We start from the raw sequence: 17,988 nt of genomic DNA, 5'->3' as shown, positions 1-17,988 counted from the left end.
GGTCGTCCCTCTCCATTCGCCTTCGCCACCGTGCTGTTCAGCGCCGACAACGGCGGAGCCGCTGTGCCGTCCGCGTCAGCGCCTCGGGCTGATGAGGGGCGTCTCGCATCTCCGTGGCGGGGTTGCCTCCCCAGCGTGCGTGCTGCGGGACCTCCTCGCCCTTCATGAGGAAGGAATCGGGTGCGAGCACCGAGCCGGCGCCCATCGTCACGCCGTAATGGACATGGGCTCCCACGCCGATGGTGCAACCGGCGCCGAGGGTGCTGCGATCGGATTTGAAGGTGCCGTCCTCCTGCGAGTGGCACTGGATCTTGCTTCCCGCGTTGAGCGTGCAGTCGTTCCCGATGGTGGTGAGCGTCCGCTCCGTCACGTAGCAGCCGTCGTCGAAGACCCTGCTGCCGATCCGAACCCCCAGCATCCGCCAGATCACGTTCTTGAAAGGGGTGCCGTTGAAGATGTCGAGGTAGGTGTCGGGCACCTTCCAGAGGCGCTCGTGCCACCAGAAGTACGGGTCGTAGATGGAGCACACCTGCGGTTGCAGCGCGCGGAATGCCGCGATGCCGCGCTCCACCAGTACGAAATAGACAGCGGTGAACCCGAGGCTGAGCACCAGGAACGCGGCGATCACCACATGCCCGTAGGAGCTGTACAGCTCGGCGCTCGCCAGGCCGAGCATCGTGAGCACGAAGATGTGCAGCCACCGCACGAGCAGGAAGAAGAGCATCGAGCGGATGTTGTAGTGGTTCTTCGCAGCGAGGTTGCGGCGCAACTTGTCGCCGGTGCGCAGATGGTCGAACCGGGAATCGCGCTCGACCGTCCGGGGAATCTCGAAGCACGGCGAGCCGAGCAGGCCCACCCCCTCGCGCACCTCGCCTTCGAGCGGAACCATCACCTTCGTCGCGAGGAGACAGTTCTCACCTGTCCTGGCCCCCGAGGGATAGGCGATGTTGTTCCCGAGGAAGTTGTGTGACCCGATCGAGGCCCGGGACACCCGGAAGGACGTGCTCGAATAGTCGGCGTTGATGATGGAGAGCCCGTCGGCGACCATCGTTCCGCTCCCGACCGAGCACAGAAACGGGGTCTCGTGTTGCACTTCCGTGCCGAAGTTCGACCCCGTCTGCTCGACCCGGGACAAGTCGTATCCGAGGCCGCGCAAGTAGTGGACGATGTAGGAGCTGTCACCCAACAGCCATGCGAAGAACTTGATGTTGGTCATGCGCCCGATCGCCCGGTGTACCGAGTAATGAAACCCGTACAGCGGATAGATCTTGTCCGGCTTGACGACCAGGTTCAGCAGGCGCGGAACGGTGAACAACACGGCCAGGCCCACGACGACCAAGCCGAAGAACAGCAGCAGCGACAGGACCAGAGCGTCGATGCAGAGGCCCAGCGATGTGAGCTCCGCCGTGCCCGGGACCAGCCGGTTGTGCAGCGCCGGGACCAGGGTCACCAGCATGTACGCGCCCCCGACGGACAGTGGCACGTACAGGAGGAACAGCTGAAGCACGGTGATGAGGCCGAAGCCGGCCCGGCGCAGCGTGCCGCAGGTGGCCGGCCCGATCCGCAGGTAGTCGTGCTGCGTGAGCTGTGCCGGGGATCCGTGCCAGCGCTGACCGTCCGGGACCGCCTGGCCGCTGTACAGCGTGGATGTGTGGCCGAGTTGGGCCCCGTCGCCCATCGACGTGTCGATGTCGAGCACGGTCATCTCGCCGATGAACACGTCCCGGCCAAGGGTGACCCGGCCCGTCTGGATACGCCCGGCGTGTGCCCGGTAGCAGACGAAGAACGAGTCTTTGCGGATCACCGTGCCGGCTCCGACCGTGAGCAGGTCGGTGCAGACCGGAACGCTGCGGGAGAGGATCGTGACCCCTTTGCCGATCCGTGCGCCCAGCGCTCGCAGGTACAGCACGTACAGGGGATTGCCGACGAAGAAGATCATCGGGTTGGCGTGGATCAGCACTTTGACGGTCCAGAAGCGCAGATAGGTCAGACCCCAGACCGGGAAATTGCATGATTTCCACCGGCCGATGAGGAGCCATTTGGCCGCGATGGGGAAGGTGCACAGACCGACGAAGCCGACGCCTCCGAAGACGAACGATCGCAGGTAGACATCGATCACACCCGACCCGGCGGAGACCCATGCATAGCCTCGGGCGGCAACGAGTCCGGCGAGGAAGGAGTATCCTGCGAAGAGCAGGAACTGCAGGGTTCCGCAGAGGGCAAACCACACCGTACCGATTGGGGTCACCACCTCGGTCGGCGGCGGGACCGACGGCCCGACGGGCGCGGCATTCGCGAGCCCCGTCGCCAGGCTGCGGATTGTCGGGTGCCGGTAGATGTCCTTCATCGACGCCGAGGGAAGGTCCGCCCGCTTCCTGACTCGTGCGCAGAAATGAGCCATCACCAATGAGTTGGCGCCGAGGTCGTCGAAGAAATGGCTGTCGACCGATACCCGTTCGACGCACATGACGTCAGCCAGCACCTCGGCGAGGGCTTTCTCGATGTCAATATCCGGACTGGTGAACCTGCTGGTGTCGATTGCGGATTCATCAGGCCCGGGCGTCAGGACATCGAGGGATTTCTCCTCCATGCGAGCTCCTTGAGGAACTTTCGAGTGCCGTCGCCATGACGGTGGGCACTCCGTACTCGCGCTTTTCGGTGGCTGGAGCGAGTGGTCCGGAAATCACGAGGTCGGGATCTGCTGTCCGGATCCCGAACCGCTGCCTCAGTCTTAGCTGTCCACCGTCGGGCTGCCACTCGAACTCGGTCGCATTGGCCCAGCAGTGGCCCTCCCGGTTCACTCCTCGCCCAGGACCCTGCCCGGCGGGACGCCTATGAGTTGCGCGTGCGTCTCGCCGTGCTGCATGCGAGTGGTCCGTTCCTGATCCGGGAGGAGTTGCGCCGGGGCGCGGGGCGGTGACGATGCCCCCGACCGTGCCGGTGCCGGAGGGGGAGACCGCCGTGACCTGGGTCGGGGATACCTGGGTGATCTTGGTGGCCAGTTCGCTTGCCGAATGTCGCCTTGGTCGTGTGGGGCAGGTTCGTTGCCGTGATGGTCACCAGGGTTCCGCCGTTGGTGGAGCCCTGGTTGAGGGAGAGGCATGTACAACCCTCCTTGTTCTCCGATGGAACATACGGGGACCGGCGGAACGCGCCCGGCCCCAGTGTTCGGCTTCCGCCGGAAAGGTCGGTTGCCGACGACGTCAAGCGACGACATGTGTGGTAGCACGCAGTTGTTGGCACTGCCGAGAGTCCGGGGAGCGGCGCATAAGGCCGGGACCCGGCCCCGGGCCCTGGCTGCCGGAACTTCTTCTCGGGCACGGAGAAGAACCGGCAAGCGCTCCCTGTTCTCAACTTCCTCGGCTGGGGATGGGCGGCCCGCCCGTTCACCATTTCAGTGACCCACAGGGGGATTTGAGCGGCAAGGCTCGTAGCCTCGTATCACCCGAAGGTAGTAGTGGCCCGTCTTGCACGAGCGGATTTCACGCTCGGGCGGCTCGGTACCGCCGGACGGCCGCGGGCCTGCACCATCTCGATGTGGATTCATCTCCTCCCTATGCCGTTCGTCCCCCGGTCGCAAGGGCTGAGACCCGGCGCTGCTCCAGTCCGGTTTCGCGATCTTGCAGCGGTCCCGGCTGAGAACTTGTACGCCACAAGATTGCGAAGTCGGACTGGAGTAAAAGGAGTTCAAAATTCTGCGTACTTTGATCACGTCCGAGATCCACCGGGCCACCGTGACCCACGCCGGCCTCCACCCTGCCGGTTCCGTCACCACCGACGCCGATCTGATGGAGGCGACGGACCCGCTGCCCGGCGATTTGGTGCACATCGTCGACATCGACAACGGCGCCCGGCCGGGGAGGTACGTCATCGAGGGTGCGCGCGGTTCCGTCGTCATCGGCGTCAACGGTGCCGCCGCGCATCTCGTGCACCCTGGCGACCCGGCCGTTCCCATCAGCTACGCGCGGGCCGACCACGTCGAGGCGCGTACGCCGGCGCCGCGCGTCGTGCACGTCCCGGTCTTCGACGCGCTCCGCGACGCGGAACATCCCGGCCTCCAGCCCTCGATCCGGCCCGGCCGCCGCGGCGGCCGTCGCGCGCTGATCCGTCGGGTCCGGGCGGCGGCGGAGCCGAGGCCGCCGTCGACCCGGACGGATCATTCGGAACTCGTACGCATGGGCTCACCGGGCGCGGCCGGCCGCTCCGGGGGACGGTGGAAGGAGATCCATCACGAAGCGCTCGGAGATCCGCGATGACCAACCCGTACCCCGACCCCGTGCCACCGGCGCCCACCCCCGGGCCGATGCCCGAGCCGCCGCCGATGCCGCAGCCACCACCGGTACCGCCCGGGCCCGTACCGCCCGGTCCGGCACCCGACCCCATTCCGCAGCCACCCGCTCCGAACCCCGAGCCCGTGCCGGAGCCGGAGCCGTCGCCGCGCCCGCCCGGCTGATCGCCGCCGGGCGCGGCGCAGCGGGCGCGTACCGGCCCGTCCGCCGGTACGCGCCCGACGTGTGCCAGGTCGGCGAGGTCCGCTCGCGCGGGTGCGCACCGGCCGGACGGTGTCCTCGGCCCGGCTGCCCCCGGGCGAGGTCCGCGGCCGCGGGACGGTCCGTCAGGCGATGATCGGGACCACGGCCTCCGGAGTGAGCATCCGGAACACGAACGACTGGTGGAAGTAGAGGTGGATGCCGTTCGCGTCGTGGTCCTGGTAGCCGATCGACAGGTCCTGGCCCAGACGCAGTTCGAAGTCGCCGCCCCGGGTCGACAGCAGCACACCGCCCTTGACGGCGGGCGCCCACAGGATCTGGTCGTCGAGCAGCCGGGCCAGATGGGTGGCCACCGGGTACCCGTGGTCGGACGTCTCGGTCGCCTCGGTGAAGGCGTCGGCGCCGAGCAGCAGCCGGTACGGCCCGTCGACACCGGCCAGGCGCAGCTGGGTCAGCGCCTGACTCACGGTGGCCGGATAGTCGCGGGCATCGGCCGGCAGGGCCAGCGGCGGGTGCGAGGAGCCGTCCCTGAGTCCGGTGACGCCCGCCGACGCGTATCCGTCGATGATCGTCATGTCCTCGGCGAACGCGCAGGTGCGGGCCGCGTCCTTGACGGGCTGCCAGTCGCTGTCGTCGGAACCGCGCTCGACGTCGTCCACGGCCGCCCGGGTCACGGTGAAGGGCACCCGCCACTCGATCACGGGCATCGAGGTCCGGGCCCGCGCGATCACATCGGGCGTCGGTGGATCGATGCCGCGCAGATGACCGTCGCCGACGGCCGCCAGCTCCGGTCCGGCCGGTGTGGTGACGTCGACGACGCGACGCCCCGCCACATGGCGCCCGAAGGTGCGCCGGGCCTCTTCCTCGATCTGGGCCCAGGCGGCTTCGGTGACGGGGGCGAGTTCGCGGTGGAGGTTGTTCATCACTGGGCGCTTTCATGCAGGCTGCCGATGTGCAGCGATCCGTCGTCCGGCCGGATCGCGGCCGGATCCTGCGCCGGCACGGGCACCGGTTCGGCCGGGTTCTCGGCCGCGGCGGGCGACGGCGGCGGGTCGGCGAAGAACCCGGCGCCTGGGGCGTAGAAGAGCGTGCCGGTGACCGCCGTCGAGAAGTCGAGGATGCGGTCGTGCGCACCGGGCGGATCGCCCAGGAACATGTTGCGGAGCATCCGCTCGGTCACGTCCGGGTCGGCGGCGTAGCCGATGAAGTACGTGCCGAACTCGCCCTGCCCGAAGCTGCCGAAGGGCATGTTGGCGCGGAGGATCTCGCGGGCGGTGCCGTCCGGATCGGTGATCGTGTTGAGGGCGACGTGGGAGTCGGCGGGCTTGACGTCGTCGGGGAGCTCGACATCGGTGAACTTGGTGCGGCCGATGACGCGTTCCTGTTCCTCGGTGCTCAGTCCGTTCCAGGCCGCGAGGTCGTGGACGTACTTCTGCACGACGACGTAACTCCCGCCGGCGAAGTCGGGATCCTCGGCGCCGACCAGGGCCGCCGACCGGGCGTCCGAGCCGACGGGGTTCTCGGTGCCGTCGACGAAACCGAGCAGATCCCGGTGGTCGAAGTAGCGGAACCCCTGCGTCTCGTCCACCACGCGCACCGCGGTGCCGAGCCGGTCGAACAGCTGGGCCGCCCATTCGTAGCACACATCCATCCGCTCGGCCCGGACGTGGAACAACAGATCCCCGGCGGTGGACGGGGCGTGGTGCCGGGCGCCGCGCAGTTCCCGGAACGGATGCAGACCGGTGGGGCGTGGCCCCGCGAACAGGCGGTCCCACACGTCGGAACCGAAACCGGTGACGGTGGCCAGACCGGCGTCCGGGAACCGGAACCCGATGGAGCGGGCGATCGCCGGCAGATCCGGCAGCACCTCGCGCACGACGCTCTCACCACCGGGTTCGACCGTGGCGACCAGGATCAGCGCGGCGCTGGTCAGCGGCGCGACCACGGGCTGGGCGGCGACGGGCTCGGATTCCGGCGGGACGTCGGGCATGTGGGGGCTCCAGGAAGGGCGGTGGGCGCGGCTTCGGGTGCGCGGACATGTACACGCACTGCTTCGAGGGCGTATGCGCGGACACGCCCGCTGCCACTTACCCACACCTTCGGCCCCTCCGCATCTCCGGAGTGCCCGGACGAGTGGCGCCGGTCCGGGCCCGCCGCGTCCGCGAGTCCCGCCGTGCCCCCGTCCCGCCGTCCGCGGGTCCCGCCGTGATGCCGCGCCGCCGTGATGCCGCGCCGCCGTGATGCCGCGCCGCCGTGACGTCGCGCCGCCGGCCTGTTGGGCGGATTCGTCGCGGGGCATCCCGGTCAGCCCGCTTCGACCTCCGAACGGTCCCCGCCCCAGAGCGTGTGGAAAGAGCCCGGGCGGTCCGCGCGCCGGTACGTGTGCGCGCCGAAGAAGTCGCGCTGTCCCTGCGTCAGCGCGGCGGGCAGCCGGTCCGCGCGCAGCCCGTCGTAGTACGCGAGCGCGGCGGCGAACCCGGGGGTCGGGACGCCCTGCCGGGCCGCCTCGGCGACGACCGCGCGCCAGTCGTCCTGCGCGGCGCCGATCTCCTGGGCGAACCGCTCGTCGGAGAGCAGGCTCAGCAGTTCGGGGCGGGCGTCGTACGCGGCCCGGATCCGGTCCAGGAACGCGGCCCGGATGATGCACCCGGCCCGCCAGATGCCCGCCACCGCACCGAGACCGATGTCCCAGTCGTAGGTCTCGCTGCCCACCCTGATCTGGTGGAAGCCCTGCGTGTACGAGACGATCTTGGACGCGTACAGCGCCTGTTCCACGCGGTCGGCGAAGGCGGCGGCCGCGGCCTCGTCGAGCGGTGCGGCGGACGGCCCGCTCAGGTCCTTCGCCGCCTCGCGCAGATCCGTGTGCCCCGACAGCGAGCGGGCGAAGACGGCCTCCGCGATACCGGAGACGGGGACCCCGAGGTCGAGTGCGATCTGCACCGTCCAGCGCCCGGTGCCCTTCTGCTCCGCCCGGTCCTGCACGATGTCGACGAACGGCTTCCCGGTCACCGCGTCGGTGTGGGCGAGGACCTCCGCCGTGATCTCGATCAGATAGGAGTCGAGACGGCCGGTGTTCCAGCGGCGGAAGGTCTCGGCGATCCGCTCCGGGGGGTAACCGGCCACCTTGCGCAGCAGGTCGTACGCCTCCGCGATCAGCTGCATGTCGGCGTACTCGATGCCGTTGTGGACCATCTTCACGAAGTGCCCGGCGCCGTCCGGGCCGATGTGAGTGGTGCACGGTGTGCCGTCCTTCGCCTTGGCGGCGATCCTCTCCAGCATCGGCCCCAGCGACTCGTAGGACTGCGTGGAACCGCCGGGCATGATGCTCGGCCCGTGCAGCGCGCCCTCCTCGCCGCCGGAGATGCCCACGCCCACGAAGTGGATGCCCCGCCCGCGCAGTTGCCTCTCCCGGCGGCGGGTGTCCTCGAAGTGCGCGTTGCCGCCGTCGATGATCACGTCGCCCTCTTCGAGGAGCGGGGCGAACTCCTGGATGACGGCGTCCGTCGGATCGCCCGCCTTCACCATGATGAGCACCCGGCGCGGACGTTCCAGCGCCGCGACGAACTCCCGCGGCGTGCGCGCGGTCACGAAGGAACCCTCGTTCCCGAACTCCTCGACCAGGGCGTCCGTCTTCGACGTCGTCCGGTTGTGCACGGCGACCTGGAAGCCGTTGCGGGCGAAGTTGCGAGCGAGGTTGCGGCCCATGACCGCCAGCCCCGTGACGCCGATCTGTGCGGTACCGCTCATCAGTGTGCTCCGCAATCCGTGTCGGGAACCGGGTTCATCAGTAGTCGGGAACCGGGTTCTTCAGTATGGGCGCGGAGTGGCGCGAGGGCCTGTTCTGTGTGGGCCGTCCGGGGTTTCCTATGTATGTTAGGCAACTGCCTAGAAGGTCTAGCTACGCATGCATGGACTGCATGGTGCTCCGGTGGGGGTGGCGGATGGCGCGCGCGGGTCTCACGACCGAACGTGTGGTGGAGGCGGCGGCGGATCTGGCGGACTCCGTCGGCTTCGGCCAGGTCACGATCTCCGCGCTGGCCCGAGGTTTCGGGGTGAAGGACGCCAGCCTGTACTCCCACGTCCGAAACCTCCACGATCTGCGGACCCGGGTTGCCCTGCTCGCCGCGGGGGAGTTCATCGACCGCGTCAACGCCGCGGTCACGGGCAGGGCGGGCAAGGACGCCCTGATCGCGTTCGCCGACGCCTACCGGTCCTTCGCGCTGGAGCGGCCCGGGCGGTACGAGGCGACGCAGATGCGGATCGACCCGGCCGTCGCGGTCCGGACCTCGGCATACCGGCGGACGGTCGGGACCATCGGCGCGATGCTGCGCGCCTACGGACTGACCGAGCCCGATCTCACGGACGCGGTAAGGCTGTTGCGCAGCACCCTGCACGGCTACTGCGCCCTGGAGGCGAACGGGGGGTTCGGTGCGACCCGCGATGTGCGCACGTCCTGGGACCGGGCCGTCGAGGCGCTGCACTTCCTGCTGGAGCACTGGTCGTCCGCCGTGAGCGAGGAGGAACGCGATGGCTGACCGCACGACCCGTACGGCGCGCACCGCGTTCGGTGCCGCCCCGCTTGACTGCAAGGCATCCGGCTCCGTGCTGCCCGATCGCACCGGACTGCTGTGGGTGCCGGGGGCGACCCTGTACTACGAAGTGCGCGGGCGGGGGCCGCTGTTGCTCATGATGCCCGGCGGGAGCGCCGACGCGGGGGATCTGTGACCGGCTGACGGGCCGCCTGGCCGACCGGTGGACCGTCGGCCGCCTTCGCCCCGCGCGGCTGCTCGCGCAGCGTCCTCCACGACGCGGTCGTCGAACAGCGGGTGAGGGTGCACTGCGACGACGCGTACCGGCTGATCGAACTGCTGGCGCCGGAGGGCGGTCCTGTGGCGGTCTTCGGCACCAGTTCGAGCGCCGTCGTCGCCCTCGACCTGCTCTCGCGTCATCCGGAACGGCTGAGCCGGGTGATCGCCCACGAGCCGCCGGTGCTGGGGAGCGGTCGTCTCGGCGGCCGGTGGTCCACGATGTGCCGCGGCGGCGTCGAAGCGGTGGCACACGTGGCCGGTCGCGGAGCCGGAGATTCCCGGAGCCGGAGACCTGCCGGGAGGTCGACGCGACGTGACGAGGCGTGCCGTCGGTGCCGCAACTCACGTTCGGACAAAGGCTGTTGGATCCGAATCGGACGCCGGGCGCAGCCGTCGGCCCTCGCGCTCCCGTATCGGGTGCGAGGGCTGACGATGGCGCCGGTACGGGCCCCGGGCCCGACCGGTGGCGCGGCCAACCGGCCGTGACAGTCGGGGCGTTCCGGGCGCTCTTGTCATCTTGCTTCGTCTGCACATAAGTTGGCGCTTGCGACGTGTCCTACTGCCAGTGGGGGAGCCACATCATGGCCGCGAACGGACGGCACCGCAGATATCGGCCCAGTCGGCTGAACCGTGCCTCGCTCACCGTCACCGCCGGTGGTGCCGGCCTGGCGCTGCCGCTCATCGCGGCCGCCCCGGCGGGCGCCGCGTCGCCGGACGTCTGGGAGAAGGTCGCCGCCTGCGAGTCCACCGGCGACTGGCACATCAACAGCGGCAACGGCTACTTCGGCGGTCTGCAGTTCTCCCGGTCGACCTGGGCGGCCTACGGCGGCACGGTCTACGCCCCGCGGGCGGACCTGGCCACCAGGAACGAGCAGATCGCCGTCGCCGAGAAGGTGCTCGAAGGACAGGGGCCCGGCGCCTGGCCGAGCTGCTCGACGCAGGCCGGGCTGACCAAGGGCGGGAAGTCTCCCGACATCGCCCCGCAGTCGGAGCGCATCAGCCATGTCCGGAGCGGCGATGAGCGGTCCTCCGGGCAGTCGCCGGCGGAGAAGACCGCGGCGAAGCGGACCTCCGCCCCCGTGACGCCGACCACCGTGCCCGGCAAGCACGAGTCGTACACCGTGGCCCGGGGCGATTCGCTCTCCGCGATCGCGCAGAGCGAGCGACTGGCGGGCGGCTGGCAGCGTCTCTACGCGGCGAACCGCGAGGTGGTGGGCGACGATCCGGATCTCATCTTCCCCGGACAGCGGCTGAACCTCGATACGGCCCGGGCACCGAGGACGGGCTCCGCCGCGAGCCCGGCACCGGCGGCGCGGGCGAAGAAGGCGGAGACGAAGCCGTCGGCCGAGTCGCACACGAGGACGGAGCCGGAGCGCCAGGAGGCCAGGTCCCATGACGGGGCCGTGAAGCCCGCCGCCCGGCCCGCGAAGTCCCAGGTCCAGGCGGCGAAGTCCCAGGACGGGGCAGCCGTCTCGCCGCACCGGCGGCCCACGGATCCGCAGGACCGTGCCGACGCGTCGACGGACCGCCCCGCGGCGGCCCCGAGCCGAGCCGCCGAGCCCCGGCGCCAGGCCGCGGAGCGGCACGAGACGGCGAAGCCCCCGCACCCGGCCGCGAAACCGAAACCGAAGCCGAAGGCGCCCTCGAGGGGCACCGAGGCCCGCCACCCGGCGCGGTCCGAGACGCGCCAGGGCCTCGTCGCGCCCGTTGCGGCGGGCGTCGGTACGCCCTACCACCGGGCCGGTGCCTGGGCCAGCGGCTTCCACACGGGTGTCGACTTCCCCGTCCCGACCGGCACATCGGTGAAGGCGATCGGCTCCGGCACCGTCGTCTCGGCCGGCTGGGCGGGTGCGTACGGGTACCAGATCGTCATCCGGCACGCCGACGGCAAGTACAGCCAGTACGCGCATCTGTCCGCACTCCACGTACGGGAGGGGCGGCACGTCTCGGCGGGGCAGCGGATCGCGCGCTCGGGTTCCACCGGCAACGTCACCGGGCCGCACCTGCACTTCGAGATCCGCACCGGCCCCGGCTACGGATCGGACGTAGACCCGCTGGCCTACCTCAGGGCGGGCGGGGCCAGCGTCTGACGGCCCCGTGTCCGGCGGCCCCGGGCCGGGCGTCCGCGCCCTCCCCGTGCCGCCGCCGGACCCTCCGTGCCCGGCCGCTCCACCGTGAGCAGCGCGATCCCGCCCGCGGTGATCGCGCCGCAGGCCGACGCGAGCACGGTGCCCGTCGTGCCGTGCAGGAACCGCTCGTCGAACATGGTGATGCCGACCAGTGCGGCCGTCACCGGGTTCACCACGGTCACCGTGGCCAGCGGTGCGGTCAGCCCGGCTCCCCGGTAAGCGGTCTGGGACAGCAGCAGCCCCGCCCCGGCGAAGACCGCGATCGCCACCAGCGACGGCACGCCGGCCGTCATCGCGCCCGAACCCCACCGCACCGCCACCTCCTTCGTGAACACCGACGCCATGCCGAACGCGATGCCCGCGCCGACCGCGAGGACCACGCCGCGCGTCACCGGCCGGGGCACCGCCCCGGAGACGAGGAGGAGCGCCGCGAGCGCTCCGAGCGTCACAACCGCGAGCCCCAGCCGGTCCGGTCCGTCCAGCGTGTGCGCCCCACCGTCCCCGGTGAGGGCGAGCAGACCCGCCAGTCCGACGGTCGCCAGAACCGCCCCGCGCCGGGCCGCGGCGCCCGGCCGACGGCGTACGAACACCGCCGCCATCGGCAGGGCGAAGACGATGGTGAGCGCCCCGAGCGGCTGGACGAGGCTGAGCGGACCGTACGCCAGCGCCACGACGTGGAGCACCGCTCCTGTCGCGTTCAGCGTCACGGCGCCCCACCAGACGCGCTCGCGCGCGAGCGCTCGGCCGTCCCCGGTCGCGGCCACGTGCTCCTGGAGGATCGCCCCGGCAGCGTAGGCGACCGCCGAGACCAGCGACAGGAGCACGGACAGCGCGAGGGAACTCATGTGCACCACCCTGTCGTCTCGAAGCCGCCGCGTCGTCGTACCTGAGTCGGCGATCATGTGTACTCCCTTGGTTGTACGGCGCACGGCCGCTGTCCCTCTCGCGTCGACGGCCCACCCCGCGCGGGACCCGGGGCGTCGGTCCCGAGAGGTACGGTGAACGCGGTCATGGTGGACGCGCTCCGTACGGCGCCACCGGCAGTGACGGAGAAGTGGGGGAGGACGGCGTGACGGACGAGTCGGCCGCGGCCCCGTTGGGCGGGTTCTTCGCCCTGCGCGCCACCGCGCCGCCCGAGGGCGCGCACCGGCCGCTGGCACTGCTGTACGCGGGCGGGACGGCACCGCTGTCCTCCCGCATCGACCTGGTCGCGGCGCGGCACCGGACGCACGAGCGCAGAGTCGCCGCCTCCATCGCGCAGTTGGGGCTCGCGGCGCGGCTCTGGTCGATCGCGCTCGGCCCGGCGGTGCTGACCGGCCGCTTCCCCGATCTGTCGCCCGACGCCCTGCGCTGGGACCCCCGGGCGAGCAGCCCCGACGACCTGTGGCTGAGCACCGCCGAAACGCTGCCCGGCACCGCCGAGCGGATACGGGAGGTGGTCCAGTACGGTCATCTCGTGCCGCTGGCCGAGGCGGTCCACCGGGACGGCCCGCTGGCGGACCGGTTGTTGTGGGGCAACGCGGGATCGGCCCTGGCGGGTGCGCTGAGCCAGCTCGTCGACTGGGCGCACGCGAACCACCGCCCCGACGTGGCCGCGCGGGCCCGCGCGCTGACCGCCGAGCTCTTCGACCACCCGGATCTGCGGAACACCGGCGCTCCGCACGACACGGCGTTCCGGCGCCGTAGTTGCTGCCTCTACTACCGCTGCCCGGCGGGAGGGCTGTGCGGTGACTGCGTCTTCGGACGCACCTGACACGCCTGACAAGGTCTGACATATCTGACACGCCCTACGCGTTCGGTGCGACCGGTACGCCTGACCGGGCCTGACACGTGTGTGGCGGACCGGGGCGGCCGGCCCGGCCGGGGGCGTGGTCGTGGGGCGGGCGGCGTCCCGCCCGCCCCACAGCTCAGCTGCTCAGCTCGAACTCGGCGCGGATGCGCTTGCCCACCGGCACGCGCTCGGCGGTCAGCCGGTCGCACAGCGCCACGACGATCTCCATGCCATGGCCTCCGGGGCGCGCCGGATCGGGCGAGAAGAACAAAGGGAGCGCCGTGCTGCTGTCGTACACCGTGACGCTGACGCGCTCCGCCGTTCCCTCCAGCTCCAGCAGATACGGTCCCTGCGTGTAGCGGTCCGCGTTGGTGACCAGTTCGCTCACGGCCAGCATCAGATCGCCGCGGGTGCGCTCGCCGAACACCGCGAGCCACTCGGCGGCCAGCCGGGCCAGGAAGCGGTCGGCCAGGGCACGGGCGCGCGCGATGCAGCCCGGCTCGCCGTCGAACACCTCGGCGCTGTGCAGAACCTCGGTGGGGCCGTGGCCGGCGGGACGGTCCGCGCGGGGACGGTCGGCCGGCCGTGCGGTGACCTGTTCGTTCATGTGCTCCAGCCAGGGCGACGCAGGGGTGTTCGGTGTCGGCTTCTCGACGTTCGCCTACCCGCGACGAACGGTCTCACTCCGGGGAGCCGCCGGCCGCGTTCACGGGCCCGGCGTCCTCCCCCGACGACGTGGAACTCCTCGACGGCGTGACGGGCGCACGGCTGTTGCGGCCGCGGTCACCGAGCGTGGCCCGGCCGCACCGGAGGGAAGCATATGTGACCCGTCCATGCCGGAATCACGGGGGCGGAACAGGGAGGGCACGGCGATGGAACGGGCGCACACCCGGACGGGACGGGGCCTCGGAGGGAGGTGGAGCGGGACCGGGACGGAACAGGGACGGGACAGGGACGGTACCGGGGCCGGGGGAGCGGGACGCCGGATGGGCGGGCCGCGGGGGACACCGCGGTCGGCCGCCGCGCCCCGGCCCTCGCGCGCGGGTCACACGAACGGAGCAGCATCCGGTGCATGGCAGACTTGACCGGGGCGTTCCGCCCGGCAGGAGCAGGTGCGGCGGTCTCCGCCACGAGCGACGATTGACAGAGGAATGGCAGTGACGGTGACAGAGGACGGTCCGCAGCTCGTTTCCGGTACGGAGGAGTTCGGTCCCGGCATCGATCCGGAGCGGCTGGCCGTCTGCCTGAGCGTGCTGGAAGAACTCGACGGCATCGAGATCGACCACCCCGACGCCATCGCCGTACGCCGCGCCACGGCCGGGATCTACCGGACCGTCAAGCAGCGCCGCCGTCAGGAGCGCCGCGCCGCGAAGACCGCCCACGACAAGGCCGTCACCGAGGCGACCGCGACCGGTTCGGCCGACCGGATCGACGACGAGACCAACGGCGTCCTGCCGTCGTCCTCCACCGCGTCCGAGATCGCCGGCATCCTTCAGCGTCCCCGGTCCTGCTACATCTGCAAGACCCGGTACGTGGAGGTCGACGCCTTCTACCACCAGCTGTGCCAGCCGTGCGCCAGGGAGAACCGGGCGCGCCGCGACGCGCGCACCGACCTGACCGGGCGTCGCGCGCTCCTCACCGGCGGCCGCGCGAAGATCGGTATGTACATCGCGCTCCGGCTGCTGCGCGACGGCGCGCACACCACCATCACCACCCGTTTCCCCAACGACGCCATCCGCCGCTTCAAGGCGATGCCGGACAGCGACGAGTGGATCCACCGGCTGAAGATCGTGGGCATAGATCTGCGCGACCCCGCCCAGGTCGTCGCGCTCGCCGACTCCGTCGCCGCCGAGGGCCCGCTGGACATCCTGATCAACAACGCGGCGCAGACCGTACGCCGTTCGGCCAACGCGTACAGCGAACTGGTCGGCGCGGAGTCGGCCCCGCTCCCCTCGGGCGAGCTGCCCGCCGCCGAGGTCATCGGCGCCTTCGGCAGCGGCTCCGTCGACCGCGTGGCGGCCCTCCCGGCCGCCCGGCAGGAGGGTCTGACCGCGCAGGACGTCACCGAACTCGCCCTGGTCAGCGGATCCGCCTCGCTGGAGCGGATCGCCGCGGGCCGGGCGATCGACGCGGGCGGTCTGGTGCCCGACCTGCACGACACCAACAGCTGGATCCAGACGGTCGACGAGGTCGAACCGATCGAGCTGCTGGAGGTCCAGCTCTGCAACTCCACCGCGCCGTTCATCCTCATCAGCCGGCTCCGCCCGGCCATGGCGGCGACCGCGGCCAAGCGCGCCTACGTGGTCAACGTCTCCGCCATGGAGGGCGTCTTCAGCCGCGGCTACAAGGGAGCGGGCCACCCGCACACCAACATGGCCAAGGCCGCGCTGAACATGCTCACCCGCACCAGCGCCCAGGAGATGTTCCAGAGGGACGGCATCCTGATGACCGCCGTCGACACCGGCTGGATCACCGACGAGCGTCCCCACCCCGACAAGATCCGCCTCGCGGAGGAGGGCTTCCACGCCCCGCTCGACCTGGTCGACGGCGCCGCCCGCGTCTACGACCCGATCGTGCGCGGCGAGGCGGGCGAGGACCTGTACGGCTGTTTCCTCAAGGACTACGTGCCCGCCAACTGGTAGCCGCCGGGGGAGCGATCACGCCCGTCGTCCGGTGAACGGCGGGCGCGCGGGGCCATGGACCCGGCCGGGAGAATCCTCCTGGCCGGGTTTTTGCCGTATGGAGTGGCCAAAAGTGACCTATGGCACACGTCCCATCGAGCGGGATCATGCTCATTTGGTTACTCTGATGCGAACGGACGTCATCGGGGAGTTCACAAAATCCTCCCCGCCCGTCCAGGGACAGGCTCGTCAACCGAGCCGCCGTCCCGCCCCGCATACGGCGCCACCGCGACCGAACGTTCATTTCCCTGCCCCTCACGGGTGGTCGACTCCCGGAAAGAGGCCGGGAAGCCGGCGGCGCCCCGGGTTACGCGACACGAAGGAGTGCGCGGTGACGACACCAGAGCTGACGAAGCAAGAGAAGCCACCGGCCGAACGGTACGGAGAGCGGGCGCGGCGGCCCGAGAAGCTCCGGAACATCGAGGTCTGGGCCAGGTCCGCACCGATCAGGCTGGCCGGCTACGAGGACGACCTCGCCGAGCCGCACATCCTACCCGGCATCGACTGACCGCTCCTCGCCGGGGCTCCGGGGCCGCCTTCCGAACGCGGGGGCGGTCCCGGAGCCCCGGCGCGTGCCGCCCGAGGGCGTGTTTCGAATGCAGCGTCGTCCGCCCGAAGGGCCGGGCCTGCGGCGCCCATGGCCCCGTCAGAGCCGCCCGTCCGGCCGGAACCCCCCGGTCCGGCCGCGCAGGGAGGGCGCGAGCGCGACGGGCGGCATGAAGTCCCGTACGAAGGTCCGGTGCCACCACCGCCCGGTGGCCCGCAGCTCGCGCCAGGTCGTGTACCGGTAGCGGTACAGCCGGGCGCGGACATGGGTGGGCGGGGCGTCCGGGAACGGGTTGTGGCGCAGGAGCCGCAGGGTGTCCCGGTCGTTCTCCAGCAGCCGCTCCACGAACGGGCCGAACCAGGGGCCCGCGTAGGCGGGGGAGAGCGCCGCGAACCACATCAGCCAGTCGAGCCGCAGATGGTAGGGAGCGAACTGCCGGGGCAGCCGGCGCGGGTCGCCCGGCTTGCCGCGGAACCCGTACTCCCGCCAGACCGTGCCCTCGTGGAGCGTCTCCTCGTCCGTGCCCTCGACCACGACCTCCAGCCGTACCCGGCTGATGCTGCCGAAGGCGCCGTAGGTGTTGACCAGATGCAGCGGGTCGAACGAGCGGTTCATCACCTGGCGCCGGGAGACCAGATTGCGCGCCGGACGGTAGCTGAGGAACAGCACCAGCGCGGTGACGGCGATGACGACGATCTCGTACCAGAGCTGCGCCGCGGACTGCGCCGGCGGCTCGGGGAACAGGGACCAGTCGACGGCGGACAGGGCCAGCGTGATCGTCAGCCAGTTCAGCCAGGCGAAGTTCCCCGAGACCACCAGCCACAGCTGGGTGACGATCATCAGCCCCGCGGCGGCGCTCGCCACCGGCTGCGGAGTGAAGAGGAATACCGGCACGAGGAGTTGGGTCACGTGGTTCGCCGCCACCTCGGTCCGGTGCACCGGCTTCGGCAGCCGGTGGAAGAACCAGCTCAGCGGTCCCGGCATCGGCTGCGTCTCATGGTGGTAGTACAGGCAGGTCAGCCTGCGCCAGCACTCGTCGCCCCGGATCTTGATGAGCCCGGCGCCGAACTCCACCCGGAACAGCACCCAGCGCAGCAGCCACAGCACCAGTACGGGCGGAGCCGTGTGCGCGTTGCCGAGGAACACGGCGAGGAAGCCGGTCTCCAGCAGCAGCGACTCCCAGCCGAAGCCGTACCAGGTCTGGCCGACCTGGACGATCGACAGGTACAGCGCCCACGGCAGCGCCCAGAGCGCCATCGCGGCCCAGAGCGGGACGTGCGAGTCCGCGCCCGCGAGCAGGGCGACGGCGAGGGCGCAGCCCGTCCAGGCGACGCATGCGAAGAAGCGGTCGGAATAGTGGAGCCGGAACAGACCGGGTGCGTCGCGCCACTCCGTGCGCCGGAGGAAGTCCGGCACGGGGAGCATGCCGCGTTCACCGATCAGCGCCCGGAACTGGAGCGCGGCGGCGAGGAAGGCGAACAGGTAGACCCCGGCCAGGGCCCGCTGGAAGATCAGCCGGCTGAGCCAGTACCCGTCCGCGGTGAACCACTGCATCACCTCCA

13 protein-coding genes and 1 pseudogene are annotated in these 17,988 nt (G+C 71.0%); 7 read left to right on the top strand and 7 right to left on the bottom strand.

Annotation, left to right across the window (positions count from 1 at the left end; all coding sequences use genetic code 11):
* Positions 1-37: 37 nt before the first annotated feature.
* Positions 38-2,590, bottom strand: coding sequence for a Pls/PosA family non-ribosomal peptide synthetase (locus ACFYXM_RS02260; RefSeq protein ID WP_389286048.1), 2,553 nt, complete (start codon positions 2,588-2,590; stop codon positions 38-40).
* Between the two features lie 1,102 nt (positions 2,591-3,692).
* Between ACFYXM_RS02260 and ACFYXM_RS02255 the strand changes: the two are divergent.
* A pseudogene (locus ACFYXM_RS02255) lies at positions 3,693-4,016 on the top strand (aspartate 1-decarboxylase); the annotation flags it as partial.
* 599 nt (positions 4,017-4,615) lie between these two features.
* Here the strand turns inward: ACFYXM_RS02255 and ACFYXM_RS02250 are convergent.
* The 3 genes from ACFYXM_RS02250 to gndA form a co-directional block, all read right to left on the bottom strand.
* The gene (locus ACFYXM_RS02250; protein ID WP_389286046.1) at positions 4,616-5,413 is read right to left on the bottom strand and encodes a family 1 encapsulin nanocompartment shell protein; all 798 of its coding nucleotides are present in this window, start codon (positions 5,411-5,413) and stop codon (positions 4,616-4,618) included.
* On the bottom strand, positions 5,413-6,480 hold the full coding sequence (locus tag ACFYXM_RS02245) for a Dyp-type peroxidase (protein WP_389286044.1): 1,068 nt from the start codon (positions 6,478-6,480) through the stop codon (positions 5,413-5,415). The genes ACFYXM_RS02250 and ACFYXM_RS02245 overlap by 1 nt, the downstream gene beginning before the upstream one ends.
* Positions 6,481-6,794: 314 nt before the next feature.
* The gene (gene gndA / locus ACFYXM_RS02240; protein ID WP_389286042.1) at positions 6,795-8,237 is read right to left on the bottom strand and encodes an NADP-dependent phosphogluconate dehydrogenase; all 1,443 of its coding nucleotides are present in this window, start codon (positions 8,235-8,237) and stop codon (positions 6,795-6,797) included.
* A gap of 194 nt (positions 8,238-8,431) precedes the next feature.
* Here gndA and ACFYXM_RS02235 point away from each other — a divergent pair, with 194 nt between their 5' ends.
* The 3 genes from ACFYXM_RS02235 (at position 8,432) to ACFYXM_RS02225 (ending at position 11,388) form a co-directional block, all read left to right on the top strand.
* Positions 8,432-9,025: a TetR/AcrR family transcriptional regulator gene (locus tag ACFYXM_RS02235; protein WP_389286540.1), complete on the top strand. Its 594-nt coding sequence runs from the start codon at positions 8,432-8,434 to the stop codon at positions 9,023-9,025.
* Positions 9,018-9,215 carry a hypothetical protein gene (locus ACFYXM_RS02230; RefSeq protein WP_389286040.1) on the top strand — a complete coding sequence of 66 codons (198 nt, stop codon included), beginning with the start codon at positions 9,018-9,020 and terminating at the stop codon, positions 9,213-9,215. Before ACFYXM_RS02235 ends, ACFYXM_RS02230 begins: the two co-directional genes overlap by 8 nt.
* 664 nt (positions 9,216-9,879) lie before the next feature.
* Complete coding sequence (locus tag ACFYXM_RS02225; RefSeq protein ID WP_389286038.1) at positions 9,880-11,388, top strand: transglycosylase family protein; 1,509 nt, start codon at positions 9,880-9,882, stop codon at positions 11,386-11,388.
* Here the strand turns inward: ACFYXM_RS02225 and ACFYXM_RS02220 are convergent.
* Positions 11,358-12,272, bottom strand: coding sequence for a DMT family transporter (locus tag ACFYXM_RS02220; RefSeq protein WP_389286036.1), 915 nt, complete (start codon positions 12,270-12,272; stop codon positions 11,358-11,360). The two genes, ACFYXM_RS02225 and ACFYXM_RS02220, sit on opposite strands and share 31 nt — an antisense overlap.
* A 224-nt stretch (positions 12,273-12,496) precedes the next feature.
* On the opposite strand from ACFYXM_RS02220, the gene ACFYXM_RS02215 reads away from it, so the two are divergent.
* Positions 12,497-13,180: a (2Fe-2S)-binding protein gene (locus ACFYXM_RS02215; protein WP_389286035.1), complete on the top strand. Its 684-nt coding sequence runs from the start codon at positions 12,497-12,499 to the stop codon at positions 13,178-13,180.
* Positions 13,181-13,334: 154 nt separating this feature from the next.
* On the opposite strand, the gene ACFYXM_RS02210 is transcribed toward ACFYXM_RS02215, so the two are convergent.
* The gene (locus tag ACFYXM_RS02210) at positions 13,335-13,805 is read right to left on the bottom strand and encodes an ATP-binding protein (protein WP_389286033.1); all 471 of its coding nucleotides are present in this window, start codon (positions 13,803-13,805) and stop codon (positions 13,335-13,337) included.
* A 550-nt stretch (positions 13,806-14,355) separates the two neighbouring features.
* Here ACFYXM_RS02210 and ACFYXM_RS02205 point away from each other — a divergent pair.
* Positions 14,356-15,840, top strand: coding sequence for an SDR family NAD(P)-dependent oxidoreductase (locus ACFYXM_RS02205; protein ID WP_389286031.1), 1,485 nt, complete (start codon positions 14,356-14,358; stop codon positions 15,838-15,840).
* A 370-nt stretch (positions 15,841-16,210) separates the two neighbouring features.
* Entirely contained in the window at positions 16,211-16,387 is a 177-nt protein-coding gene (locus tag ACFYXM_RS02200) for a hypothetical protein (protein WP_199883084.1), read from the top strand.
* Positions 16,388-16,525: 138 nt separating this feature from the next.
* Here ACFYXM_RS02200 and ACFYXM_RS02195 read toward each other — a convergent pair whose 3' ends face one another.
* A complete protein-coding gene (locus ACFYXM_RS02195) occupies positions 16,526-17,980 on the bottom strand; it encodes a lipase maturation factor family protein (RefSeq protein ID WP_389286029.1) in 1,455 nt (484 codons plus the stop codon).
* Between the last annotated feature and the right edge of the window lie 8 nt (positions 17,981-17,988).

This window comes from Streptomyces sp. NPDC002476, assembly GCF_042889785.1.
Taxonomy (GTDB): domain Bacteria; phylum Actinomycetota; class Actinomycetes; order Streptomycetales; family Streptomycetaceae; genus Streptomyces.
The sequence above is the reverse complement of the archived record's forward strand: the minus strand, read 5'-3'. Positions and strand labels throughout refer to the sequence as shown.